Source organism: Bartonella sp. AA89HNZF, assembly GCF_042196905.1.
GTDB lineage: Bacteria > Pseudomonadota > Alphaproteobacteria > Rhizobiales > Rhizobiaceae > Bartonella.
In genome coordinates this window covers 12266-38225 of the sequence record NZ_JBHIRD010000006.1, presented here as the reverse complement: position 1 = coordinate 38225, position 25960 = coordinate 12266, and the positions used below count along the sequence as shown (strand labels likewise).

The following is a 25960-nucleotide window of genomic DNA, read 5'->3' as shown; positions in this document are numbered from 1 at the left end:
GAGAAAACACGAATTTTTCATTACTTAGACACGCCCTGTTTATCCAATTGACAACGCTTAAAACGAATCGAAGAATACAACGCTATTCCAATAATACAGACTCCCACAAGTCCTGTTAAAACTTCAGGAACCGATATAATCGTTTGCAGATACATAATCACTGCAAGAACTAGAATTGCATAAAAAGCACCATGCTCTAAATAACGATAATGCAATAATGTTCCTGATTCAACCAACATAATTGTCATAGAACGAACGTAAAATGCTCCGATACCAAGACCTATCGCAATAATAAAAAGGTTGTGTGAAAAGGCAAAAGCACCAACCACGCCATCGAAAGAAAAACTAGCATCAAGAACTTCTAAATAAAGAAACGCCCCTACTCCCCCGTGAGCTACTGTTGTTAAAGTCTTTTGAGGAGTATCCAAGAGATGACCGACAACTTCAACACCGATAAAGGTCAAAAGTCCATAAAGTGCTGCCAATAAAAAAGTTATTTTATTTTCTGCGTCAATCTGACCTGAAACAAATAAGATCAAAATCAAAACAATTGCAATATCAATTCCAACAAGCGCCCCAAACTTTTGAGCAGGTCTCTCTATAACATTAAGCCAATGCACTTCTTTTTTAGAATCAAAAAAATATTTTAAGCCAACCATCATAAGGAAAGTTCCTCCAAAAGCGGCAATCCCCATATGTGCATCGATTAAAACTTCGGCATATCGATGTGGTTCCCATATCGCTAATTTGACTGCCGCAATGGGATTAATCCCAACAGCAACGACAACCACCAATAACGGAAAAACAATCCGCATCCCAAATACAGCTATCAAAATGCCCCATATAAGAAAACGGCGACGCCATAACGGATCCATTCTACCAAGAATACGCGCATTGATAATAGAATTATCAAAAGATAAAGAAATTTCCAAAATCCCTAAAACACAGCAAATAAAAAAATATTTAAGAAAACCAGTAATGCTTCCCGTTTCGAACCAACCAATAGCCCCTCCTAAAAAAATACCAATAATCGTGAAAAAAAAAGCACACCCAAAATAGCGTAATAGGGCCATGATCATTCCTCAAAGTTTATTTTCTAATTCAACTACAGCACACACAGTATAAATCCAAAGCTTGCATCTCTTTAAAGTTGCATCTATTAATGCAGGGGTGTATAGAATATATATGGTAAGGTTACATGAAAATTCTCTCAAAAAAAAAGCAAGAGACAAATGTAGCAACAAGGAATTTTGTTTTGAAGTAAATATCAATTGTCAATACAATAAATGAAAGATTGCTTTCTATCTACGAAAATAAAAAAATAACAAGAAATTAAAGCTATAATATTGACATTATATCATAGAATATTAATACATAGTGTGCTTTTATTATTTAATGATTTATACCATGATGATTTACCGAGGGAGATAATTCGTGGCACGTCCTGAAACTGAATCAAAAACCATATTTGGAAAACGTTTACGTTATGTACGTCTTGCTTTAGGCGATCCATCACGTGAAACCTTAGCTAAAAGTTTTAGCATGACAAAAAATTCCATTGCTTTTTATGAGCGTGGAGAGAGAGAACCCAATCTTAGTGTCTTACAAACATACCGCACGTTATATGGTGTCAATATTAATTGGCTTTTAACTGGACAAGGAAAAATGTTTGACACCGAATATACAAAAGGTGATTTTGACTGGAATTATTTTATTAAAAAAATCGAGGGACTGGAAGAAACGCTTTCCGATAGTGATCGTAACGAAAAACTAAATCAAGAAAAAATCGACAGTTCTTATGAAAAATTGCAGCAATATTTGTCAAGACAAGGTTTATCAAATGGTTTTAACCCTAAAACTACAACCTCTCTTATTGATATGAAAGCTAAAATGGCCAATTCTTATACCCTTAGCTTATTCATTGATTTACTCATTCGAAGCGTATCCCAAAAAGAGGTTATAGCTAATCAATAAACGTCTATTTAAAAAGAAAAACAAGAAATGATTAAACTCTACCAGTATGGAGAAAAGTGTTTTTTACTTTATCCGTGCTGGTGAAATTTTATATAATTTATAAACTTTGTTTCTATAACGACAGAAAAAATATTTGCGTTGTAAATAAAAGTATAGTGTCATTAAATTAAAAAAAATAATTTTATAGTATAAAATTCTCATTCATATCTTATTGACAATAATTTTTTTCTTGTTAAAAGAATAATAGCTCTCATAGAAATTATTTTTTAAGGTCAGAAAATTTAAGGGGCATATATTGACGACTTCCTAGAGAGACATAGATTAATGTTTACAAGCGGATTAGTTAAATATTTATCCTGAAAATTATCAGCTATTTTATGAGGTGGGAAGCATGTATTTTGAGGTGTTTCAAGGAGTTCACAATCAATGGTACTGGCGTTTAATCTCAGGAGATGCACAAAAAATTGCTTTTTCCAGTAAAGGTTACCCAACAAAACAAGATATCCTAATCAATATTGAGCAAATAAAAGAAATTACACATAAGGCTCTTATTAGAGAACTACAGTCCTAACGTTCTTTACCATTAAAACAAGCGTTTATTTTGTATAACGGTATGGTAGTTACTTTTGTGACAAATGAAAAGTGATGGATTTCCCCTCAATGAGAGAAAGTTCTTGTATTATTTCTAACACTCACAAATAACAGTCATATTCTTACAGATTATATGTTTATTTTTAATCATACTCAAATCTCTATAGCCTTTATCAAAAAGAAAATCTCTTAAGTTTTGTATTTTTCATAAAAAATAAACAAACATGAAGAGAAGATAAATCATCAATGATGAAATATATTTACTCTCCAAGATATTAATATCTTTTACGTTCATATTCCTCTTCTGTATCTGATAACCATAACTGACTTACCGATTTCATCTTCATAAAAAGCAAATATCTCTTTCTTTCTATTATCATGCAATTTTTTATACCTATTAGCTGAAACTATCGTGGCATTTATACCTTACATCTAAAAGGAACGCGCAAAATTGTTTCCAGCAATAATATAAAATTTCTGGATTGTATAGACACACTTTTTAATAACCAGCCTACCTATAAACTAGTTTATCATCATAAATTCTTATTTTATGATCAACGACGCTCTGTCTTATAAAATTAAATGTTGTCATAAAATCAGAGTAAACCTGAATATCTCTTCCAATACAATCTCTCCATCAGCACCATAATTGGCTTCATTAAAGTTTATCTCTCTCGTCATTCCAATATTCCTAACACATTTCCAAACCCTTTAATGCAAAATATGAATACAATCACTCTTTATCATCTTCAGATTTAAGCATTTTTTTATATTTCTTTTCATTTTTTTCATATTGCTTAATTTGTTTTTTCAGTTTTTCAATTGCTTGGTCACGTCTTTTAATCACCATACTTTGCTCTCTAATAGCCCTATCTCGTTCTTCAGTCATCTTCATAGAATCTCTTAAAAACTCATGCTTTATTCTTCTAGATTCCTCTTTTAAAATTTTCACTTGACTGCGATAATATAAAGAAAACCGAAATATAACCCCGCTGCATAACAAAACAACAACCATTGCTCCCAATAAAATTTCGTTTACACTCATTTGGATCTCCCTTAATTGTCGCTCAAGTGATCATCTTGATCAATTTGTTTCATCCTCAATCAAAAAAAGAATGCAATAAATCGCATGTTCCAAGTGTGAACAGTCACTCTCGGCGTTCTTATTTTCTCCATTAAAGCATTGATAAATGACGCAAAAAAATCTCTGAAAGCGGCTAAATCTACACTCACACCAATTATTTGCGACACATTTATTGACACAAAATACAAAAAATAAGGAACGTCAAATAAAACTAACGACGCAATCCAATCATACAAACCTTGCCCAAATCGTTCCTATCTTCCTTTTTTACGCCATGTGGAATGCGGCTATATATGAAAGTTTTTCATTATTACAAAAATCTTCAGTGTCACAAAGCACAGCATTTCTGTAAAATTTTGCCTTCCCACAAATCTTTACATCACCACAAACTAAAGCATCATTATAAACTCGAGCCTTTCTACAATCACGAGTATCACCACAAAGTTCAATACATTGAGCATTCAAAACTTGATCAAAAAAGACCGCATTAGCATAAACATATGCATCTCCACTCATATTTAAATAACGATAAAGTTCTTATTTTTCATAAACATGCGAACTCGTACGAACGACTAAACAACCATATGTTAATGCATTGTTATAAATAACAATATCATTATAAACACAGACTTCATTATAAACCGCAGCATCATAAAAACACATTCACCCCCATAAGGGCATTGATCGAATGTGCAATTCTACCAAACAACCACCTTTGTGGATCAGATTACCTTCCTGTTTAATAAAATATCCAAGATCACTTTTTTAATATTTCCCATTTTTTTACGCATATATACGATATACCATCTGATAGTGATCTAATTTATTACAATAAAGAAGAAATCAGTATTCTTTGTCTATGCAATTTACATTTTTTCTACAGCCATTATCCTATCTCTTAAGGCTCTAAAGCTTTGTTATATTCACACACTACCTCAACGCAGAATTTTTTTTACAAATTCTGATGTTGGGGTATATCTTGATTTATAATGCTGCTACGTATACTATCATAGTGAAATCTCATAAACATACGAGTGTGTATCGCCCTTTCTGGTATACACATTTACTTTTTCACAACCGTGGAACTAAGCAACCATTTTTATTGATTCGAATCTGAAAGTGTATGGGGACATTTTGTTATTAGTTAAAAACAACTCTATATGCTTCCTTAGCGAAGAGCTACACATGGATATTTTCACGCTCCTTGTATCATATATTCTGGATTCGCAACGCAATATTAACGCTATAGCGTAAATATGTAAAGGTCTAAAAATGACAAAGACTGAAAAAGATTGGTTCCAACGCTTAGTTGAATTGATAAAAAGTGACGGACGAACAATGATTGAAATAAGCAGAGCTGCAGGCTGTGGACAAAATTACGTCCAACAAATGATAAATGGAGGCAAGAGGCCTTCTGTAGATAAACTCATGGCTATTTTGAATACACTGGGAAATGCTAGTGCCATATATGTAATAACTGGTTTCAACATTTCCGATGAAGATTTAAAACTCATAACTTTGATTTCGTCTGGAGATAAAAAGAAGATTGAAGCCTTAAATGTTCTGTTGAATGAGCAGAATCTGTAGAATTTTCTACTTTATCCAATATCGCTTGCTTTTGAGACGTCGATAAAGACTCCCATTTCACAATAATATCAGATAAAGTTGTTTCAAATTTTTTATCATTCTTCATAGTCATACTCCATGTAGTCACACTATATAACGCTAAAGCGTTTAAAATATATCTCATACCTTAGAAAAAAATATTTGCAATAGGCAGTATGGAAGCAATTGTGTACAAACTTATTTTACAAAATCAGATGAAGTTCTATTAGTCATGTACCATGGTGAAACAGAAAGCATCACACGATCCAGACCTTCTTATGAAAATTGGTATAATCTATCAAAAACGCGAATAATGTTACGCAGATCTTGCGATTCGGACCAATAAAAACTAATGTGAAAATATCCCTGAAGACACTCCTGAACTCTATATAAGAGAACACGAAAGAGCTTTTTTGAAAAAAATACATCACAATTTATTCTACATAGCACTATCTATGTTTTTTTAACAATATTGCAAAGCAAGAATATAACAATGTTATAGGAATAAATTCTTATAAACAGAGCCTCACTACCTAAAACTCTGTAACACGTTTACAGGTAACCTCCCCTCTAAACGCACCTTGTAAATACTAATATAAGTCTCTATCATAAGCAAAAATGATACTATTAAAAAATAAAACGAATCACCACGCACAATCTTTTTACGTAAATTTGATACAGATTTACAACAAGAGAGAAATTCCCTTATGCAAATGAAGAATTATATTTTCAAAGTATGACTTTGAAGAAGAAGTATACTTTTCCCAAAAAACACTCTCCCTGCCAATAATTTTTCATAAGAGAAGAAACTCATAACAAAGATCAAACTCTCCTCACAATCAATACAAGGAAGATTTTAGCAATACAAAAAAGAGCTAGGTTTATCAAAATACGATCAATCCCCGATGAGAATAAAATCAAAAAAGACCTTTGGTCCTTCAATAACAATTCGAATTACATGCTATACTTTGAGCATTAAACAGAAAATACACAAAGTCCAAAATGGTATTTTAATGAATTTTCCAATATCATAGAAAACATTTCTTACAGAATAATAAAATGCTTATTACAATAGAATCTGGATGATGCAAAGCAATAGAAACAATCACTCAATTGATTTTTCAAAGAATAATTAATAAAATTCTTTCAGAGAATACGCCACCGTCACTATGAACAATATTTCTCAAAATATCAAATAGAATTCCTTTCTTGTGAAAAAGAAAATATCAACAAATGTTATCATCGTTGCCCCCATGATACATATGAATGCCCATAGATCACATTCTCTTATACACTAACCTTTCATCACGATGATGCTATTCGAACGTCTAAAAGACATTAACATCACTTAGAAAAAAGCAAATTTACACTAAATTTTTTTTGAGCCATTTGTTCTGAACAGGTACAATCTTTAAAATTGGTTTTATTGAGGTCTATTTATTTGCAGAACAAGTATAAATAAACTTATCCAATGAAGCTTTTAGCCTTCTATTTTATGAAGAACACCATACAGAAAAATTATAAAACAGTATATGAATTAAAAAAGTAAATAGGACACATATCAGTTAATCCAAATGCTAAAAGGTTGCAAGTGAGAGAACTTCTTTGATGAAACTAAGAAAACATACCATCATATTAAAGCGACTGAGAGAAAAAACTGCAACAAACAACGACTAAAAGATTCTAAAAAAACAGGAAAATAAATAAAAAACGAAAAAGGTAGAATCTCAAAACTTTTAAGCGATCTATTTTTCTATTGGACATTTCCCTATTGGTGGGCCCGGAGGGACTCGAACCCCCAACCAAGCGGTTATGAGCCGCTGGCTCTAACCAATTGAGCTACAGGCCCTACATAGGTTGTTTCTCTCTAAACTAAAATGCCCTATGATACAAGAGCTGACAAAGATTATAACCCATCTTTTTCTCTTTTTTTCTCTTTTCTATTGGTTTTTTTTCCAGTGCTCTAATTTCTTTACAAAAACTCTCAAAAATGAGAAAGTAATAAACTGATAAATATTAAAGGAATAGATATGATAAAAAAGAAAATTCAACCACTGAAGGGGTCTCTGGTTAAAACAGCTATATTAGCATTCACACTCTTAACCACTTCATTGACTGTGCATGCTGAAGCAAACAAAATAAAAAATGCAACAATCACAGTGACTGCAACCGGAGAAAGTCAAGCAGCACCGGATATGGCCATTATTAATCTAGCCGTTGTTACCTATGACAAAACTGCCCAAAAGGCATTAGCTTCTAATAATCAATCCATCAATGATATTATAAAAGCTTTTAAAAACAATGGTATCCAAGCAAATGATTTGCAAACATCAGGCTTATCCATTTATCAGTCGACCTCTGATAACCACCACGAAAAAAAGAATAATGAAAAACTCTATCATGTTTCAAATTCTTTAACCGTGCGCATTCGTGATCTTACCAATGCTGGTAAAATCTTTGATCAAGCGATGACACTAGGTGTTAATTCAGTTAACGGCATTACTTTTACCAACGCAGATACAAAGCCATTTTATCAAGAAGCACGTAAAAAAGCCATTACTGAAGCCATTGAAAAAGCGCAAACGATAGCACAAGCTGCCGATTTAAAATTAGGAAAAATTATTGAAATCAATGAAAAGGATGATTACTACCATCCAGCACCACGTCTCATGAGTAGAGCAGCAGATGCAAGCTACGCAAATACAAATTTTGCAGGTGGTGAATTAAATTATAATGTGAGTGTCACTGTAGTCTTTGCGATCGATTAAGTCACCAACTGTTGTATAAAAAATCACATTACTGGCCTTCACGTAGAAGACCAGTAATGTGATAAAGATAATCTTCCTCAGATAATAATTCGTCTTCGTAAATCTCTATCTGTTCGCGTGCAGAAATACGCGCGATATGTACCGTCTGACAATCTCCTGATACCAATGGATGCCACCAATGAAGATCTTTTCCCTCGTAAATTAATCTATAAGCACAACTTTCTGGAAGCCAACAGGCTGTTTTAACTGTTGTAATGTCTAGCGATATACAATCTGGTACAATTGATTTACGATGAGCATAATCTCGACACCTGCAGGTTTCCCCATCTAAAAGACGACAAGCAATACTGGTTGCATAAAGGTCACCCGTATCGTCGTCCTCAACTTTATGGAGACAACAACGGCCACAGCCATCACAAAGGCTCTCCCACTCAGAAATGGAAATCTCTTCTAATTTTTTTACTTTCCAAAAGGGAAGTTCTTCACTCATAAACTCAGGCACACCTTTTTAAATTAAGACGATCTATAAAAAATGAAACATTTAATTTCTATAATTTCATCTATTTTTGTCTCTTAAAAAGATTAAACTCAATGTATAGTTTAAACCATGTTCTTAAAATCCATCTGAATAAAAAGAGAATATTCAAAAAATAGCGTATATAAATGAACGTAACCTATTAAAACATCTTTTTGTAAACTTAACGAAGAATAAAATGCGTCACCTAAAATGATAGAAAAATTCCGCAAAGAATATACATTTTCATCAAAAAGTCCGTATGTTGCAATATAAGTTTATTCCTAATAGATCTCATTTCTTAAAAAACGAGCCGTGCTATACGCAAGGTAATGTTTTATCGTTCATTTTTTGAAAGCCCCCCTACTCTTTACTCCATAACCACCCTTTGCCCTATATCTATTGAGAAGTATAAAGCCCCAAAGATAAGAAAAACATTAAACATCGTAAACTTTCTAGATTATTCAAATTCTTCCTATGTTTTTCTCAAAAAAGTATCCAAGTACAACATGAAGCACCTCCCCCCCTTCATTAAGAAGAAGAAGGAAGCTATTAAAATGCACACGAATTCCTTTATTTAAGAATCGAGAAAACTGCGCAATTTTCGTGAACGGCTAGGATGTTTTAATTTACGAAGTGCCTTTGCTTCGATCTGACGAATACGCTCTCTTGTAACTGAAAATTGTTGTCCTACTTCTTCCAACGTGTGATCTGTATTCATCCCTATTCCAAAACGCATACGCAAAACACGCTCTTCCCGCGGTGTTAATGAAGCAAGAACGCGTGTTGTCGTATCTCGCAGATTAGCTTGGATAGCAGCATCAATTGGTAATAACGCATTCCTATCCTCAATAAAATCACCCAAATGGGAATCATCTTCATCACCAACAGGCGTTTCGAGTGAAATAGGCTCTTTTGCAATTTTAAGAACTTTTCGTACTTTTTCTAACGGCATAGAAAGCTTGCTAGACAATTCTTCTGGTGTTGGTTCTCGTCCAATTTCATGGAGAATCTGACGCGAGGTACGAACGATTTTATTAATTGTTTCAATCATATGAACAGGGATACGAATTGTACGTGCCTGATCAGCAATTGAACGTGTAATAGCCTGACGAATCCACCATGTCGCATAAGTTGAAAACTTGTAACCGCGCCGATATTCAAACTTATCCACAGCCTTCATCAAACCGATATTGCCCTCTTGAATAAGATCAAGAAACTGCAAACCACGATTGGTGTATTTTTTTGCAATTGAAATGACAAGACGCAAATTAGATTCTACCATCTCTTTTTTCGCAATTGTTGATTCGCGTTCACCTTTCTGCACCTGCATAACAATCCGACGAAATTCACCAATCGAAATAGCCGTTTCTTGCGCAAGATTTTGTATCTCACTTCGCAGTTTATGGATTTCTTTTGCTTCACGCACCGAAAACTCTTTCCAACCAGGTGTAGGCAAAGCAGCAATATAATTCATCCAATCCGCGTCCAATTCACGCCCTTGGTATTCTTTTAAAAAATCCTCATGGCCAATGCCATAGCTATTGGCAATCCGTTTCAGCTTACCTTCATTATGAATCAATCTCTTATTAATGTCATAAAGCTGTTCAACTAAAGCTTCGATACGATTTTGGTTTAAAGAAAGAGATTTTACTGCTTGAATCAACTCACCCTTTAATTGAATATATTTCTTCTTCTGAGAAGATGTAAGTGCCCCCTCTTTACGCTCTGCCAAACTGCTTTCAACATGCTGATCTTGTAATTTTCGTAATTTTACATAGGTTTGAGCAATAAAATCCAATGTTTCCATAACTTGAGGACAAAGTTCATTTTCCATTGCAGCAAGCGATAAGTTAACATCGTCCTCGTCTTCTTCATCATCGTCTTCAATGTTTCTCTCTCCTGCGCTCTCCCCCATATTACGTATACCAGAAGACATTTTTTCTTCTACTGTCTTATCAACTTCACTTCGCTCAATAACAGGAGCCTGCTTTGCTTCTGGACCAGCATAAGTCGTTTCAAGATCAATAATTTCACGAAGAAGAATACGCTGCTCTTTTAACTCGTCACGCCAGATAATAAGAGCCTGAAAAGTCAAAGGACTCTCACAAAGTCCCGCAATCATTGTCTCACGGCCTGCTTCAATACGCTTAGCAATGGCAATTTCGCCTTCCCGCGAAAGAAGCTCAACAGCTCCCATCTCACGCAAATACATACGCACCGGATCATCGGTGCGATCTGTTACTTCGCGTTTATTTGTTGTCGTTGCAATTGCGTGGCTAGAGGCTTCTACTAAATCCCCCCCCTCTACCGTAACTTCTTCTTCATAATTTTCAGACTCAACTTCATCCTCATCATCCACAACATTAACCCCCATCTCAGAGAACATCGCCAAGATATCTTCAATTTGTTCGGATGTAACCTCGTCAGAAGGAAGAACTGCATTGAGTTCATCCATCGTTACGTAACCATTTTTTTTGGCAAGTTTAATCATTTTCTTGATGGCATCATCAGAAAAATCAAGAAGAGGGCCATCTAAACTCGCTTGGCTTTTTACTTCTGCATTATCTTTCTGTTTAACCTTTGTTGCCATACCATAACTCCACTCGATCACGCCATAGTTTCTATGTGACCAGCTTTTTTGTTCTCACTTCAATCACCCAATAGTTTCTTATATATATTTCTTAAGAGATTACTATTAGAAAGAATACATTTTGTATACACCTTGTCATTCAGCCAAAAACGCGGGAAAACTCCAGAAGTTTCCCCGACACCTCTCAGTCCTTCTGAGATAATCTCTGTACCCTATCGTAAGAACCAATTTCCCGCTTTTCCTAAAATTTGCCCGCTTTTCCTAAAATTTAATTGTCATCTTTATAAGAATGTCACTCCACATAAACTTCCTCATCTAAAATTTAAGTGACTGATTCGCATTAAAAAAGCGAATCATTTTATCGTATCTTGTGTATTCCCGTCTATTTTTTCATCCAACCAACTTCCAAATCCTTCAATTAACGCTTCTGTTGCCTGCATCTGCTCCAGCTCATTTTTTACCTCACGAAGCAGATCAAAAACCTCACTCTTAGGATTTTCTACAAGTTGCTCTTCAATATCCTGTAACCTCTTATGTAGGTGGTGTTCTTGAAGATGCAAGTAGACAGCTTGTTTTAATATAGCACGTGCATCTTCTATAGGGGATCCACCAAGAATAATACGCATACCAATATTTTGCACAAGATATTTCATACGCTCTAACAGAGCCTTTTGTCCTCTTTTTTCTAAGAATGCAACCATCGTCTCTTTATCATGAAGCTGTTGGTCCCCAAGAATTTCCAACATGGCTTGATGAAAAATTATCAATTGAGTATTTTTTAATTCTAACTCAGAAAGAATTTCAAAATTTTCATACCACAACTCAGGATAGTAAGCTAAAGTAAGTAAAATCACTGCTTCACGCAAAGGGATAGATTGCGAAGAATTTCGTACTATTTCAGAATTTGCTAACAGAGAAAAGGTTTGATCTTTAAAGGTCCTATTTGGTGAAGATTGACCATATCGCCCTTCCCCCTTTTGTTTTGAAAAAGAGGGACGAAAAAAATCAAAAAGGCGTTTTTTTATATCTTGCAAATAATAACGACGGACATCTTCATCCTTAATCGTAAAAATTTGTTGTTTTAGTTGTTTTTCTAGCGCTGCTCGTGCCTCTGGAATTTCAAAATGCTTTCCATAGGTAGCACGCCACCATAAAAGCTCACTCAAAGGAATAGCTTTTTGCAAAAAAGAAGAAAAAAGCTGTGCTCCACCAGCACAAACAATTTCATCAGGATCTTTCCCTTGTGGCAACAAAACAAAGCGTACACAAACCCCAGCCTTTAAAAGAGGCAACACACGATCAGCAACACGAAAAGCAGCTTTTAAACCAGCATCATCACCATCAAAACACAAAATAGGCTCCTTCCCCATCTGCCATAAAAGCTCAATTTGCGCTTCCGTTAATGCTGTCCCTAAGGGTGCTACAACTCCTTCAAAACCAGCTTTAGTCAATGCAATAACATCCATATACCCCTCAACAACAAGGAGTGAATGAATTTTCTCATCGCCAACAAAGCGACTATTTTTGCGAGCTGCTGCCGCGTTATAAAGTATATTTCCTTTATGAAACAGCACTGTTTCAGGGCTATTGAGATATTTTGCTCGTGTATCTTTCTCTAATGCACGCCCTCCGAAAGCCACCACACGTCCGCGCAAATCTTCGATAGGAAACATAATGCGATTTCTAAATCGGTCATAAGAATCCGCGCTCTCCTCATGCACTGAGAGAAGCCCACATTCTTCCATTTGCTTTATTGAAATGCCCTGTGCACTCAAAGCTTCTTTCAAAGCTGTACGCCTTACCGGTGCAAAACCAATGCGGAAACGCTCTACAAGCTCTGGTGTAACACCACGTGCATCCAGATAACGACGTGCTTGCATACCTCCTTTATCGCGTAAATTATATTGAAAAAAATCTGTAGCAATTTTCATCACATCATAAAGGTCAGCTTTTTCCAGTTGACGCTGATGACTTTGTGAATCCAAAATAGGGAATTTCATTCCCGCAAAATCAGCCAAACGCTCTACACTTTCTGAAAAGTGCAGTCCATCAAGCTCACACAAAAAGGTAAAAATATCTCCACTTACACCACAACCAAAACAATAATAGCGCCCTTTATGATCATCACAATGAAAACTTGGCGTTTTTTCACCATGAAATGGACAACAACACCAAAAGTCTCCCCGTGAAGGCTTACTTTTTCGAGGATCAAAATCCACCCGTTGACCAATTACTGTTGAAATTGGGAGTCTCGTACGCAGTTCATTAAGGAAATCGGGCGGAAAACGCATTATCTCTCACAGAGTTTAAAAATTCTTTTTTGCATATTTAACGACTTTAGAGCATAATTCCAATACTTCCTCTTAAGCAGTTGTAAAATTTTAAACCCTCAACTGCATATATTTTTAGAAATGGAGAATAAAAAGTGATCGAATTTATTGCTCAATATCCGTGGTTAGAGGCTATTTCTTGGCTTGTTATTCTTACTATAGCTGCCCTTTTAGTGAACTTTCTAGGACGAAAATTACTTATTCACGGAGCAAAAAAACTCTCTTCTTTTCTCCCCAAAAATACAACGATCGATATTAATAATGCTATTCAATACATAGCGGATATCATTTCAGCTTTTATTCTTTCAATTGGTGTTAATTTTATCTCAACATTGCCCGATGCATTTAGCACTGTCATCGGTAATGTTGCCAACGCCTTCATTATCTTCTTTGTCGTCCTGACAATTTCTTCCTGTCTCAATGTCATTAACATCCTTTACGAACAACGACCAACAGCACGACTAAAACCAATAAAAGGTTATATTCAAATTGCTAAAATTGCACTTTTTGCTGTTGCAACAATTTTAATGGTCGCTACATTAATTGACCGCTCCCCTCTTATTCTCTTCTCCGGTCTTGGTGCAATGGCCGCGGTTCTCATGTTAATTTTTCAAGATACGCTTCTTTCTCTCGTTGCCGGTATTCAAATTTCATCCACTGATATGGTGCGTGTTGGGGATTGGATTGAAATCCCCAATCTCGGTGCCGATGGTGATGTTATTGAAATTGCCTTGCATACTGTTAAAGTTCAAAATTTCGACAACACCATCACCTCAGTTCCTATCCGTAAACTTGTGACCGACCCTTTTAAAAATTGGCGTGGAATGCAAGAATCGGGTGGAAGACGCATCAAACGCTCTCTTTTTATTGATCAATCAAGTATCCATTTTCTCACAAAAGAAGAACAAAAATATCTTTCCCGATTTAATTTATTAGAAAATTATTTCACGCAAAAAGTAGCAGAAATTGATCAATGGAATGCTCAATTAGATAAAAATCATGATGTCTTAGCCAATACACGCCGTTTAACCAACATTGGAACTTTTCGTGCTTATGTTTTTGCTTATCTACAACAGCATCTAAACATCAATCCTAATATGACCCTCATGGCACGACAATTACCTCCTACAGAAAATGGTTTACCTTTAGAAATCTATTGCTTTACGAACACCACCGTTTGGATAGACTATGAACAAATTCAAGGCGATATCTTTGATCACCTTTATTCCATTCTGCCCTGTTTCGGTCTAAAGGTTTTTCAAAATCCAAGCGGTTATGATTTTAATCAAGTATTAAAAGCAAAAGTAAAATAAAAACAATAAACTTCAATTTATTAATTTGAGGCAACCACATTCACAACAACAAAGAAAGAATAAAGTATCATGAATGGTTCATTGGTACTCCTTCATCTTGCCGGCGCTATTTCTTTACTTCTCTGGGCCACACGCATGGTGCGCACAGGAGTTGAACGCGCCTATGGCGACAGACTTAAATATAAAATGTGCCACGTCGTTTCAAAACCATTGTTTGCCGTAAGTTTTGGGCTTTTTACAGCAATGATTTTACAAAGCTCTACAGCAATAACACTCCTCGTTGGCTCTTTCGTTGAATCTGGTTTTGTCTCTGGAGTAGCAGGACTTATGGCTGTACGCGGAGGAGAATTAGGATCAGCAATCGTTGTAAAAATCCTAACCTATGATCTCACTCTTGTTGTACCCTTGTGTCTTTTAATTGGCACTTGTATCTTCATGACAACAGAAAAACGTGAATGGCGTCAAATAGGACGTATTATCATCGGTATTGGTCTTTTGATTTTATCTTTAGAAATGATAAGTACAGCGACAGAGCCTTTACGTGAAAGCGAAATTTTGCCTAGCATCATTCGTTATCTTTCAACCGATCCTGTTTCCACTTTTTTGTTGGCTGCTGGCTTAACCTACCTCTTACATTCATCTATTGCAGGAATCATTTTGCTGGTCAATTTTGCCAATTACGATCTTATCCATACGCAACTCTGTGTTGTCATGGTTCTTGGTGTCAACTTTGGCTCTTCTCTTATAGCACCACTTTTAACGCGCAACGCCTCTCCTAATACTCGCCTCGTTCCCTTAGGAAATTTACTCATGCGTGGAGCAGGGTCAATCCTTATACTTATCTTATTTCTCTCCTTTCAACCACCCATCACATGGCTTGGCAATAACGCCCCTACTCAAGTGATTAATGCCCATATCATTTTTAATGTTTTCATTCTCCTTGCTGGAATACCTCTTTCAAAGTGGGTTTTACAATTAACCACTCAGATCGTGAATATAAGTGCAAAAAAAACGCAAACCGATAAAACGCTCAATTTATCCGATCAAACAGCTCTTGATGATAGTGTTCTTGAACGCCCAACTCTCGCCCTCTCGAATGTCATGCGTGAAGTCATTCATATTTGTGATCTTGTAGACATCATGCTAGAAAAAATTATGGGACTTTATGAAAAGCCTGATCCCAATATTATTCGTGAACTCAACCAACTCAACACCATATTGGACAAAAAACATATCGCCATCAAACTTTATCTTGCACGATTAGCGGGACAAAAATTATCTGACGAAGAAGCTCTTCAAACGCAAGAACTTCTAGGTGCCTGTATAAAATTAGACCAAGCAGGCGATATCATTATTCACAATATGTTGATGCTGGTTAAAAAGAAACAACAAAAAGGTTTACAGTTCAGCAGCGAGGGCTGGAGTGACCTCCTTCGTTTCCACGCCATTGTACTAGCCAACGCGCATATAGCATTTAACGTTCTCGTCTCACGTGATACACACACTGCACACCTATTGGTACAAAAAAAAGATCAGCTACGAAACTTAGAAAAAGAGATGAGTTTAAAACATTTTAAACGTCTGCGTGAAGGGGATCTCAAAAATGTAGAATCATCCAGTCTTCATCTCGACACTGTGCGCGACCTTAAACAAATCAACTCTCTTTTGACCTCAATGATCTACCCCATTTTAGAAGAACAGGGACTTCTTCAAAGTTCTCGTCTACGCAACCCTGCTGAAGAACAAACAGAAAAAACTTAAACCTTTCAAATAACTTGAATAAAACACACATCACATCGATTATTCAATTTTGAATATGGTCAAGATATTGATTTAATCAAAATATCTTATTATTCGACAATTTAAATGAGCTTTCTGCATCGTAAGTTTCTTTCATTTAAAATCTATACATGATGAATGGCTCAAAGTCATCTGCTTGCACATTACAAACAAAGCAGCATGTAGAATAGAACTCTTGAAGAAAGACGTAAAAATGCCTAACCATCTCAAAGCCAAGACTGTTAAACACATAAAGAGTAGGTCAAGAGTATGATAGTTCCAACCTAAACCCGCCTTGTAAAAAGGGAACCGCTTCACAGTAGCAGCGAAACAGAAATACTCTATAAGAAATACAAAACCCCACAAAAATGCAACATTTATATCAAGATTGGTAGAGGTTCAACCTATACAGCCATGCTATAACGTATCAACGAAACAGTTTTCATTTCAAACATCATTGATATCAATTGGCAAGCTCCAAACTTTTAAATATCCATTTTACTTATTGCTTTAATCACAATTGTTTTTTAATGTAAGAGAGAGATTTAAAAAGCTTATAAATACACTTTATGAGTTCTTAGAACATTTCTACTAATATTTTCTTCTTTTATTCATATTTATCAATTAATTAATTTATTTATAAATTAAAATATGTTGTATATTTATACTTATTAAGTATTATTATGATATAAATGTGAATATTATTTTTATATAAAGGAAAGTAATAAGTAAAATATCTAAAAGAAATATCCTTTCCACTGGTTAAAAAAGGAATAAACCTTGATTTTTACAAAGTTTACTCTAGTTACAATTTAAATTCAGGCAAAGGAGGGTATCATGGAAAATGCAAACATCGGTTGGATTGCTGCTATTATTATCGGCGGGATTGCAGGTTGGGCAGCACAGTATATTATGAAAAGCCAAACAGGAATATTGTTAAATATTATCTTAGGAATTATTGGCGCTGCGCTAGCAAGCTTTCTTTTTAGTCTTTTAGGTGTAAGTTTTGCTGGTTGGCTTGGCTATCTTATTTCAGGTTTTATAGGAGCCTGTATTCTTATATGGATAGGACAAAAAATTCGATCATAGAGTATTTATTTTTTACACCTTTTGGAATTCAATACAAAACTAGGAAACAACTAGCAGAGTTTGAAATATTTTCTTGTAACTTGGTGTTACCAATTTTGATATGATGGTGAGATGCTTAAGCTGCGATTTTAGGCATACACCATCACCGTATTATAAAACGAAATGCAGTAAAGAACTTTATAACGCACCATTTCATACCTATATAAACTTACGCATATCAGGAGAGATATGTTGCGTTATTTTAACGAAATACGAACTGATTTATGTACCACGTGCGCAAATCCAGCATATCTCACTGTAATAACAATTCATAAGGTTACAAAAATCACTAACGATGATTAAAAATTCTACCGTATAATGCTTAATAGCTATACACTCTATCAACAATACCCTTTTTACCGAAAAACTCGAAGCGCTTTTTTACATTCTTAAGAAATAAAGAGAGACGGCAAGAATAAAATGATAAATATTTTTTCTAATCTATGAAATAAAATAGTATCTAAAATAAATATGAAAATTAAATTATAATGTGTTTTTTTAAATTTATTTTTAATAATAAAAATATATAAGTAAAAATTAATAATATTAATGCAAATTTATTATAAAATTAATACACATTGTGTGATGTAATATTTCAAAATTTTAATAATATAATATATTTTAGATTTTGCAAAAATATATGCATTACTATAAACTTCTTGATTATAAAGAATACGATCTCCTTTACATCTCAATTCAAAAGATTTGAATATCTCTTCTCTTTCTAAAGTATAAAATAAAGTTTTGTTCCTCTTAAAATTTCCTCTTTATATCATCTTGCATAGATGAATTTTTAGCTCTTCTTTATATGCGTTACAAACGAATTTTAAAGCACGAAACATTTTTCCCATTGCTCTCATGCGATAAAGAAATTTCCGTAACACATTGTGAAAGCGCCTTGAACAAAACATAATACTTTATTTTACTTTTTTAAATGAAAATAATCCTATAATATATACTTCCTGCATATCTTCTTTTAAAGACCTTTGCTTTCGATTTTCCCTTTGATATCTTCCTGTTAAAATCTTGCTGCTTTTATACTCCTTGTATTACAATAGAGCTATCTATTTAACCCAACATAACATATGGAATAAGACTTTAGCTGTGGAGTAAAACGATGTCTTATCTTGAAGATTCCATCTTACCACCTCTAAAGTGGTTTTCTGATCAAAGTCCTCCAATACCAGAAAACGTTCGCAATTGGCTCATGGAATCGGGCTCAATGACGCTTCGATTAAAGAAATATTGTACCTGCCTCCAAGTTCAACCACAACGCGAATGTTTTATTACGCGAGATAAATTAACAGAAGAAGCAGAGCATATCCCCGAAAGTGCGCGTTATTGGCTACGTGAAGTCATATTAATGGGAGATAATAAGCCTTGGCTCCTTGGACGCACTGTAATTCCACAAGAAACCCTCCTACACAATCAAGCCTTAATGCATTTGGGAACTGTACCTCTAGGACATTATTTATTTAACAATGACAAATTAACCCGCGATTACATTCATATTGGTCAACAAGGTGCGCTATGGGCACGTCGTTCCCGCTTGCGGTTAACGGATAAGCCATTGTTGCTAACTGAACTATTTTTAACAGATTCACCACTGTATCCCCACAAATAGAGGTTACTCATTTTATTCTGCATAATTTATAGATTTTATATAGCTTATAAGGGATTTAATCAGAGAAAAGAATTTCAAAATTATCTCAAGAACACGTTACAAACAAAGGCTTCTTTTCAAAAGATCTTTTTATTTCATAAACTCAACTTAAAAATCTCTTCCCTAGAAAAAACGTTTTAAAGTTTTGATTTTCTTATCATTAAAACCAGTACTTGAATTAAAAAGATACACACCATATTGATAAAACCATCTACGTTTAAATTTCTTGCTGAATAATCACCACTCTAAAATACGGAAACTCTTTATCAAAAAAATGCTTTGAAACAGCAAAAAAGACAATAATACACTCTCCAAAATTGGAAATCTGTATCAATTAGCTTAATCATCCTATTTTGAAATTTTTAACAGTGCAGACAATAGATCTTTTTAAAAAAGTAAAAACTCTATAATATTTTTGTTTTTTAATGGTCTAAAAGCTTTGAAAAACAGAAAATATAATACATAAAAGATGTTTCATTGCTCTATGAGAGCCCAAAAAGTTTAGTTGATATCAAAAAGTTATTTTTTTGATAATAGTATGTATGTATAAGATAAATGACATTTATCAACATCCTACTGACTTACAAAGGCGACGCACAATAAAAAATATTTTCCAATCCCCTTGAATTAACAAGATCTATTGCAATTTCTCACGAAGACTATTGCACACTTTAGAAAAATTCATTTGCCCCGCATACCGTTCCTTAAGCCATGCCATCACCTTACCGATATCGCGTAATTTTTCAGCCTTTGTTTGTGCCAAAGCTTCACAAAGAACTTGTTCTACTTCCATCTCCTTAAGTTGATAGGGAAGAAATTCACGAATAACTTCTATTTCTGCTTGTCCTCTCTCTGCCAATTCCAAGCAACCAGACTCTTTATAGGCTCGCATCAATTCTTCACGCTGTTGAAGCATTTTAGTGAAAACAGACTGTATCTGCTGATCATCCACTTCTAGCTTCCCTTCATCATAATAAAGAATATCACGATCCCTAACTGCAGCATTCATTAAACGAAGTGTAGCAAGACGCGCACTATCTTGCGCTTTCAAAGCAGCCCTAAGAGCCCCATCAATCTGGTTACGCAACATAAGTTTATCCAATTTTGTTCAAGAAGAAGATGCCTTTTAACCAATCTTTATCCATCTTGCAATGGAGGATAAAAAAATAATTAAGGACTCGATCTTCGAAAAGCTAAAACAAGACTTTACCTCTTCATTGAATGTACTTATACTGCCTACTTCAAGCGAAACGTTACCAGAATAATATACACAGCATCTGTTAAAGGTATGATTTTTGTGTAAAGTTGATCATTATACCTTTCAGGGAATAAATTGTGGATACATACTATGATACAAACAACTTCACCCAGCCACCCTTGGAGTATCAAAAAACCTACAGCCCTCTTAGTCTTAGCAGATGGAACCATTATTGAAGGTAAAGGAGCAGGTGCTACAGGTATCGCTGAAGCTGAAGTGTGTTTTAACACCGCCATCACAGGCTATGAAGAAATCCTCACCGACCCGTCATACACACAACAAATCGTTAATTTTACTTTTCCTCATATAGGAAATGTAGGGGCAAATAGCGAAGATATTGAAGATCTCTCTCCTCTCAATTGTCATGGTGCTGTTGGCGCTATTTTCAAGGCAGACATTACAAATCCCTCAAATTACCGTGCCAATGAAAATCTTAATCAATGGCTTAAAACGCGTAAAATTATTGCACTTTGTGGTATTGACACACGTGCGCTCACAATTCTTATTCGTGAAAAAGGTGCGCAAAATGCTGTCATTGCACATGATGCTAATGGAAATTTTGATATTCCTTCTTTAAAGAGGCGTGCGCAAAAATGGCACGGTCTCGTCAATCTTGACCTTACGAAAGATGTGACATCTCAATCATCAATGCAATGGGATGAAAAACCATGGAGTTGGAATAAAGGATACGGTACAAACAATGTGCACAATCTTCATATCATTGCCATTGACTATGGTATTAAACGCAATATTCTTCGCCTTATGGCAACACAAAAAGCCCGCATTACTGTTGTACCTGCCCACACAACTGCAAAAGAAATTCTGGCAATGAATCCTGATGGCGTTTTTCTTTCTAATGGACCAGGAGACCCCGCAGCTACAGCTCAATATGCCGTTCCAACAATCAAAACATTAATTGATCATAATTTACCAGTTTTTGGAATATGTCTTGGTCATCAACTTCTCGCTCTTACGGTTGGTGCAAAGACCGTGAAAATGCACCAAGGACATCATGGTGCCAACCACCCAGTTAAAGACCTTAACACTGGAAAAGTTGAGATTGTATCGATGAATCACGGTTTTGCTGTAGATTCTACCTCTTTACCACAACATGTTCAAGAAACACATATTTCTCTCTTTGATGGTTCAAACTGTGGTATTCGAATCATTGGAAAACCTGTTTTTTCTGTTCAATACCACCCCGAAGCTTCTCCGGGACCACAAGATAGCCACTACCTCTTTCAGCATTTTAGTGATCTCATTATGAATTATAAAAAAATATCTTAAAATAAAAAGCCTCACCTTTTAGCTTCTCTCCTTTAAATTATATTATCTTCCTACGCACAATTATATTATTTTTATACCTACAACTTATTGAATAAATATTCTTATTTATCATTCTGAAACTAAAAAGAGCGCACTGAATAGCTTAAATTTTTCTCATTCCTCTTCTCTTAAGGTCGTATCCATCAAAATCATTGGCTTTTCCCCCCCAAGCAAGATAAGTGTGTCGATAAAAACTATTTTTAAAAAGAGTAAAGTGTCTAACCTTCAAATAAATATTGGATTCACAATACAATTTTAAGAATTATATTGTGCATGAGAAGTATAATTCCTACTAAAGAATAAAAAAATTAAATTGTGAGGCAATACAACAAATCTCTACTTTTTAAAAGATATTGCCGTAGATGGTTTTGAAAACTGTACAGCCGAATAAAAAAGTAATAGCAAAACAGAAAAAATCTTTTCAATTTTACAACTTTATATTCTTCCAAAATGAGGTTTTCTTTCGATTCCAGAAATGATGCCAACAAATATAAGCAATATTTTACTTCCAATTTGCCATATAAAATTTGGAATTGTTCATACAATACTGATACATCTAACTCAGATACGTTTTAATCTTTTTTTTCAATATGCTGCTACATTAGCACTGGATATTAATTTGCAAGCAATAGAAAAAATACGGTCTCCCCTATGCAAACAATATCACAAAATAAAAAAATTATTTTCACTAAATGAGAAGGATATATCGATATTCTATACAACACTTTGTGAAACAAATATCACAAAAAACTTTCTGCCTATAAAATGATAGATTTTGTTTATCTTGTGCATTCTCTAGCAAAATAGTACGTACCAGCCCCTCTCAACAAATTAACGTACCCGCAAGACAAAAATAACTGTCGCAACAACAAGAAGAAAAAAGCCTCCAACAAAAGGAGCACCAGAAAAATAAAACAGTGCATTTTTATCTGTAAAACATTCAAAAAGAAACACATAAAAAACAGAACCAAATGTTAAACTCAACGAAATAACAGATGTCATCGCTCCTTGCAGTTCTCCTTGTACATTTGTCGGTACCTGCGCTGAAGCAATAGCACGTATAGGTGCATGAACAAGATACTCAAGCATAGTACACACACAAACCATATAAACCATCCACCCCTGCGTCGCAAATGTATAACCCAGCATAGCAACAGAGGCAAACAAAAGCCCTACTATAACAATATGCCAATCACTCCATCGTTTAGAAAAATAAGGCAAAATGAGAGCGACTACAATAAATTGGCCTATCCCAAAAACACTATAGGAGAGTCCAATAGAAAAAGAACTCCAATCATAGCGTTCTTTTGCAATGAAAGCCCAAATGCTTAACCATACAGATTCCGCAAACCAATAAAGAAAAAAGACCAATAACACCCAAAGAACCATCGGGTATTGTTTCAGATGCCAAAAAACACCTAAGGGATTTGCCCGCTTAATATCAAAAAAGCGCCTATTCCATAAAGAAAGGGTTTCTGGAAGCATAACCCAAGAAAAAATAAAATTAATGAGTGAAAAACCAACAGCAAAATAAAACGGAATACGCGGACCAAACTGACCTAAAAAACCACCAATAAAGGATCCTAAAATAAACCCCAATGCGGATGCAATGCCTAACAGACCAAAATTGCGTGTACGGGTTTTATCATCAGATATATCCGCAAGATAAGCTGTACAAGTTGCAAAACTAGCGCCACTTATCCCTGACAAAAGACGCCCGATAAATAACATAGAATAGCTCCATGCTATAGCACATATGAGATTATCAAGAGCAAAGCAAATAATAGAGAGAAGCAAAATAGGACGACGACCATAACGATCAGAGAGATTGCCAATAACAGGAGCAAACAAAAACTGCATCACTGAATAAGCTGCAAGTAATTTTCCTCTTTCTACAAAAGATGTACTGACCTCTTTTCCAGTTAATTGAGAAAAATATTCAGGCAAAACAGGACAAATGATCGCAATACAAAGAATATCTAACAATAAAGTGATGAACACTAAAATGAGCCCACGCTGAACAAATTTCGGATTGAGCATTTGGTCTTGCATAACATACACACTATTTTACGCATACAGTGACTCCCCCGCTCTATTTTAACTCCCTTTTCCTTTTAAAAGTATTCTATACCGTATATTTTTCACATATAATATAATAACAAAGTAAAAATTACAAAAAGAGTCAAGATAAAAATATAAAATTATTTTTTACTTGATATATCATTATCAAAATATAAGAATATCTTTTATATTAAATGAAAAAATATTTATGAGAATAAATCATGAATAATTAATATTAAAACATAGAGTATTAAAATAACTTTGGATATATTATGATTAATTTTATAATACATTATTATCAATTCTCATACTGCTAATTTTTAAAACATAAACTCTATTAGATACATCAATACCATATAATAATTTAAAACTTTAATAATCATAGTAAAAATATATTAATACTGTAAAAATTGTTTATATTTATTGAATAAATCAAGATTATATGTTATTATTACATTAAAATCTAATAAGCATGAGAAAACAGTTCTTTTAGTACGTGTTGTCCGTGAATTGTTAAATTTAAAAATGGTGTGTAAAATGCAAAAAATATCCCTATTAATTCTCACTTTAATGTTAGTGATAGGACGTGATGTCCAAAATTCTTATTCACAAGAGGGGGGGGTAGAAAATAAAATAGAAACACAACAAACAACCAGCGTAGAGCTAGATCCCTATACTTTAAATAAATTAAATGCTCTTCTCAAAAAACGTTCAGAAATAAATGATCACGAAAAAGGAGCCGTGATTAACTTTCTTTCTGAAGCTTTTTTAGGAACACCTTACAAAGCTAATATGTTACATGGCTCAGAAAATACACCAGAAAAACTGATTATTGATTTTAGAAGCTTAGATAACTTCACTTGTATGGATTATGTTGAAGCATTGCGCAAATCAACATCCCAAACAGAATTTATAAATAACGTCATAAAAACGCGTTATATTAACGGTAATGTTGATTTTTTAAATCGGAAACATTTTTTTACGGATTGGGCTTATAGAGAATATAAACTCGCCACTGATATTACCGCTGAAATAAGTCCCCATGCGGTAAAAATAGAAAAATATCTCAACAAAAAAGCTGATGGTGAAAGCTATCTTCCTGGACTTCCAGTTGTGAAACGCACAATAACGTATATTCCAAGTAACTTTATTAATGAAGAGGTTATAAGCCGTTTAAAATCAGGGGATTTCATTGGTATTTATGCAAAACTTGCTGGATTGGATGTAACACATGTGAGTTTCTTTATCATGACAGATAAAGGGCCGATGTTACGACATGCTCCTTCACACAAAGAAAATGAAAAAGTCGTCGATACCCCTTTTATGGATTATGTTGCAAAAACACCAGGAATCGTCGTTTTAAGAGCCCTTGAATAACATCATAGCGATATGAAATAGCTTTTCTATTCTTAATAGATATACTGAAGCTATTCAGATAAACGTCTAACTTTGTATAATCTACACGGATAAAATCATATTTGAAGAATGGCGGTTATAATTACTTTTACTGACTGAAGGCTGAAGGCAAGCAAACTCTGTTATTTCTTGTATCATACTTTCTTTTCATATGCTCGAGCTAAGAATTATCTATAGACCACCGCCATTCTAATCTTTATGAATATAAAAAATATTTTTTTGCAAGCATAAGTAAAATAAGGTATGTTATGATTATTGTCTCACAAAGTATTTTATATAAAATTTATAATTAAGCTCTATTTCCTCTCGCCCTCAAAAACAAGGGATCTATTCTTGACAGCCCCGTAAACAATACATCTTCTTAAGCCAATTTCAGCGGATAACCATTTCATGTAATTCAATTAAACGCCACCAGCAAGCCTTACTGCTCGGCATTGACCGCGCACTCAAAAAATGCTTAAGAAATCAAATTTTATAGGTCTTATCTCACCACACCTTAAATGACAGTGTACGATAACAGAATAAATCTTGCCTTAAGAGCCTCTGTTTAATCTTCC

At 34.4% G+C, this 25960-nt stretch carries 19 protein-coding genes and 1 tRNA gene; 10 read left to right on the top strand and 10 right to left on the bottom strand.

What is annotated here, in order from left to right; all coding sequences use genetic code 11:
* Positions 1-20: 20 nt before the first annotated feature.
* Positions 21-1073: a DUF475 domain-containing protein gene (locus ACFIN0_RS04310; RefSeq protein ID WP_375606951.1), complete on the bottom strand. Its 1053-nt coding sequence runs from the start codon at positions 1071-1073 to the stop codon at positions 21-23.
* 361 nt (positions 1074-1434) lie between these two features.
* On the opposite strand from ACFIN0_RS04310, the gene ACFIN0_RS04305 reads away from it, so the two are divergent.
* Both ACFIN0_RS04305 and ACFIN0_RS04300 read left to right on the top strand, forming a co-directional pair.
* Entirely contained in the window at positions 1435-1974 is a 540-nt protein-coding gene (locus tag ACFIN0_RS04305; RefSeq protein WP_375606950.1) for a helix-turn-helix domain-containing protein, read from the top strand.
* 391 nt (positions 1975-2365) lie between these two features.
* The gene (locus ACFIN0_RS04300) at positions 2366-2545 is read left to right on the top strand and encodes a DUF1508 domain-containing protein (protein WP_142416545.1); all 180 of its coding nucleotides are present in this window, start codon (positions 2366-2368) and stop codon (positions 2543-2545) included.
* Positions 2546-3298: 753 nt separating this feature from the next.
* On the opposite strand, the gene ACFIN0_RS04295 is transcribed toward ACFIN0_RS04300, so the two are convergent.
* Positions 3299-3610, bottom strand: a complete 312-nt coding sequence (locus ACFIN0_RS04295; RefSeq protein ID WP_273790799.1) for a hypothetical protein — start codon at positions 3608-3610, stop codon at positions 3299-3301.
* A 576-nt stretch (positions 3611-4186) separates the two neighbouring features.
* Positions 4187-4312, bottom strand: coding sequence for a hypothetical protein (locus ACFIN0_RS04290; protein WP_375606949.1), 126 nt, complete (start codon positions 4310-4312; stop codon positions 4187-4189).
* A 609-nt stretch (positions 4313-4921) separates the two neighbouring features.
* On the opposite strand from ACFIN0_RS04290, the gene ACFIN0_RS04285 reads away from it, so the two are divergent.
* A complete protein-coding gene (locus tag ACFIN0_RS04285; protein WP_007347852.1) occupies positions 4922-5236 on the top strand; it encodes a helix-turn-helix domain-containing protein in 315 nt (104 codons plus the stop codon).
* Here the strand turns inward: ACFIN0_RS04285 and ACFIN0_RS04280 are convergent.
* Positions 5160-5342: a hypothetical protein gene (locus tag ACFIN0_RS04280; protein ID WP_273790801.1), complete on the bottom strand. Its 183-nt coding sequence runs from the start codon at positions 5340-5342 to the stop codon at positions 5160-5162. The genes ACFIN0_RS04285 and ACFIN0_RS04280 overlap by 77 nt on opposite strands.
* Before the next feature lie 1684 nt (positions 5343-7026).
* Positions 7027-7103, bottom strand: a tRNA-Ile gene (locus ACFIN0_RS04275).
* 181 nt (positions 7104-7284) lie between these two features.
* Here ACFIN0_RS04275 and ACFIN0_RS04270 point away from each other — a divergent pair.
* The gene (locus ACFIN0_RS04270; protein WP_375606948.1) at positions 7285-8022 is read left to right on the top strand and encodes an SIMPL domain-containing protein; all 738 of its coding nucleotides are present in this window, start codon (positions 7285-7287) and stop codon (positions 8020-8022) included.
* A 28-nt stretch (positions 8023-8050) separates the two neighbouring features.
* Here the strand turns inward: ACFIN0_RS04270 and ACFIN0_RS04265 are convergent, their stop codons facing one another.
* The 3 genes from ACFIN0_RS04265 to dnaG all read right to left on the bottom strand — a co-directional run bounded on the left by ACFIN0_RS04265 (position 8051) and on the right by dnaG (position 13420).
* Entirely contained in the window at positions 8051-8512 is a 462-nt protein-coding gene (locus ACFIN0_RS04265) for a YcgN family cysteine cluster protein (protein ID WP_375606947.1), read from the bottom strand.
* A 601-nt stretch (positions 8513-9113) separates the two neighbouring features.
* Positions 9114-11129 (bottom strand): RNA polymerase sigma factor RpoD, encoded by a 2016-nt coding sequence (gene rpoD / locus ACFIN0_RS04260; RefSeq protein WP_375606946.1) that lies wholly within the window; start codon positions 11127-11129, stop codon positions 9114-9116.
* A 353-nt stretch (positions 11130-11482) separates the two neighbouring features.
* On the bottom strand, positions 11483-13420 hold the full coding sequence (gene dnaG / locus ACFIN0_RS04255; protein WP_375610486.1) for a DNA primase: 1938 nt from the start codon (positions 13418-13420) through the stop codon (positions 11483-11485).
* 134 nt (positions 13421-13554) lie between these two features.
* On the opposite strand from dnaG, the gene ACFIN0_RS04250 reads away from it, so the two are divergent.
* The 4 genes from ACFIN0_RS04250 (at position 13555) to ubiC (ending at position 19303) form a co-directional block, all read left to right on the top strand.
* Entirely contained in the window at positions 13555-14772 is a 1218-nt protein-coding gene (locus tag ACFIN0_RS04250) for a mechanosensitive ion channel family protein (protein ID WP_375606944.1), read from the top strand.
* A gap of 69 nt (positions 14773-14841) precedes the next feature.
* Positions 14842-16533, top strand: a complete 1692-nt coding sequence (locus ACFIN0_RS04245) for a Na/Pi cotransporter family protein (protein ID WP_375610485.1) — start codon at positions 14842-14844, stop codon at positions 16531-16533.
* Between the two features lie 855 nt (positions 16534-17388).
* On the top strand, positions 17389-17640 hold the full coding sequence (locus tag ACFIN0_RS04240) for a GlsB/YeaQ/YmgE family stress response membrane protein (protein ID WP_375611967.1): 252 nt from the start codon (positions 17389-17391) through the stop codon (positions 17638-17640).
* Between the two features lie 1156 nt (positions 17641-18796).
* Positions 18797-19303 (top strand): chorismate lyase, encoded by a 507-nt coding sequence (ubiC, locus tag ACFIN0_RS04235; protein WP_375606941.1) that lies wholly within the window; start codon positions 18797-18799, stop codon positions 19301-19303.
* A 676-nt stretch (positions 19304-19979) separates the two neighbouring features.
* Here the strand turns inward: ubiC and ACFIN0_RS04230 are convergent.
* A complete protein-coding gene (locus ACFIN0_RS04230) occupies positions 19980-20432 on the bottom strand; it encodes a GatB/YqeY domain-containing protein (RefSeq protein WP_375701980.1) in 453 nt (150 codons plus the stop codon).
* Between the two features lie 258 nt (positions 20433-20690).
* Here ACFIN0_RS04230 and carA point away from each other — a divergent pair, with 258 nt between their 5' ends.
* Positions 20691-21887 (top strand): glutamine-hydrolyzing carbamoyl-phosphate synthase small subunit, encoded by a 1197-nt coding sequence (carA, locus tag ACFIN0_RS04225; protein WP_375701979.1) that lies wholly within the window; start codon positions 20691-20693, stop codon positions 21885-21887.
* Positions 21888-22757: 870 nt separating this feature from the next.
* Here carA and ACFIN0_RS04220 read toward each other — a convergent pair.
* Entirely contained in the window at positions 22758-23978 is a 1221-nt protein-coding gene (locus ACFIN0_RS04220) for an MFS transporter (RefSeq protein ID WP_375701978.1), read from the bottom strand.
* A 546-nt stretch (positions 23979-24524) separates the two neighbouring features.
* Between ACFIN0_RS04220 and ACFIN0_RS04215 the strand changes: the two genes are divergently transcribed.
* Positions 24525-25364, top strand: a complete 840-nt coding sequence (locus ACFIN0_RS04215) for a DUF1460 domain-containing protein (protein ID WP_375701977.1) — start codon at positions 24525-24527, stop codon at positions 25362-25364.
* Positions 25365-25960: the final 596 nt, after the last annotated feature.

Bases quoted from the DNA above. Each gene is read 5' to 3' on its own strand.
- ACFIN0_RS04270 (WP_375606948.1), top strand. From the start codon at position 7,285: ATGATAAAAAAGAAAATTCAACCACTGAAGGGGTCTCTGGTTAAAACA.
- carA (WP_375701979.1), top strand. From the start codon at position 20,691: ATGATACAAACAACTTCACCCAGCCACCCTTGGAGTATCAAAAAACCT.
- ACFIN0_RS04265 (WP_375606947.1), bottom strand. From the start codon at position 8,512: ATGAGTGAAGAACTTCCCTTTTGGAAAGTAAAAAAATTAGAAGAGATT.
- dnaG (WP_375610486.1), bottom strand. From the start codon at position 13,420: ATGCGTTTTCCGCCCGATTTCCTTAATGAACTGCGTACGAGACTCCCA.
- ACFIN0_RS04215 (WP_375701977.1), top strand. From the start codon at position 24,525: ATGCAAAAAATATCCCTATTAATTCTCACTTTAATGTTAGTGATAGGA.
- ACFIN0_RS04240 (WP_375611967.1), top strand. From the start codon at position 17,389: ATGGAAAATGCAAACATCGGTTGGATTGCTGCTATTATTATCGGCGGG.
- ACFIN0_RS04245 (WP_375610485.1), top strand. From the start codon at position 14,842: ATGAATGGTTCATTGGTACTCCTTCATCTTGCCGGCGCTATTTCTTTA.
- ACFIN0_RS04290 (WP_375606949.1), bottom strand. From the start codon at position 4,312: ATGTGTTTTTATGATGCTGCGGTTTATAATGAAGTCTGTGTTTATAAT.
- rpoD (WP_375606946.1), bottom strand. From the start codon at position 11,129: ATGGCAACAAAGGTTAAACAGAAAGATAATGCAGAAGTAAAAAGCCAA.
- ubiC (WP_375606941.1), top strand. From the start codon at position 18,797: ATGTCTTATCTTGAAGATTCCATCTTACCACCTCTAAAGTGGTTTTCT.
- ACFIN0_RS04285 (WP_007347852.1), top strand. From the start codon at position 4,922: ATGACAAAGACTGAAAAAGATTGGTTCCAACGCTTAGTTGAATTGATA.
- ACFIN0_RS04300 (WP_142416545.1), top strand. From the start codon at position 2,366: ATGTATTTTGAGGTGTTTCAAGGAGTTCACAATCAATGGTACTGGCGT.
- ACFIN0_RS04280 (WP_273790801.1), bottom strand. From the start codon at position 5,342: ATGAAGAATGATAAAAAATTTGAAACAACTTTATCTGATATTATTGTG.
- ACFIN0_RS04230 (WP_375701980.1), bottom strand. From the start codon at position 20,432: ATGTTGCGTAACCAGATTGATGGGGCTCTTAGGGCTGCTTTGAAAGCG.
- ACFIN0_RS04295 (WP_273790799.1), bottom strand. From the start codon at position 3,610: ATGAGTGTAAACGAAATTTTATTGGGAGCAATGGTTGTTGTTTTGTTA.
- ACFIN0_RS04220 (WP_375701978.1), bottom strand. From the start codon at position 23,978: ATGCAAGACCAAATGCTCAATCCGAAATTTGTTCAGCGTGGGCTCATT.
- ACFIN0_RS04310 (WP_375606951.1), bottom strand. From the start codon at position 1,073: ATGGCCCTATTACGCTATTTTGGGTGTGCTTTTTTTTTCACGATTATT.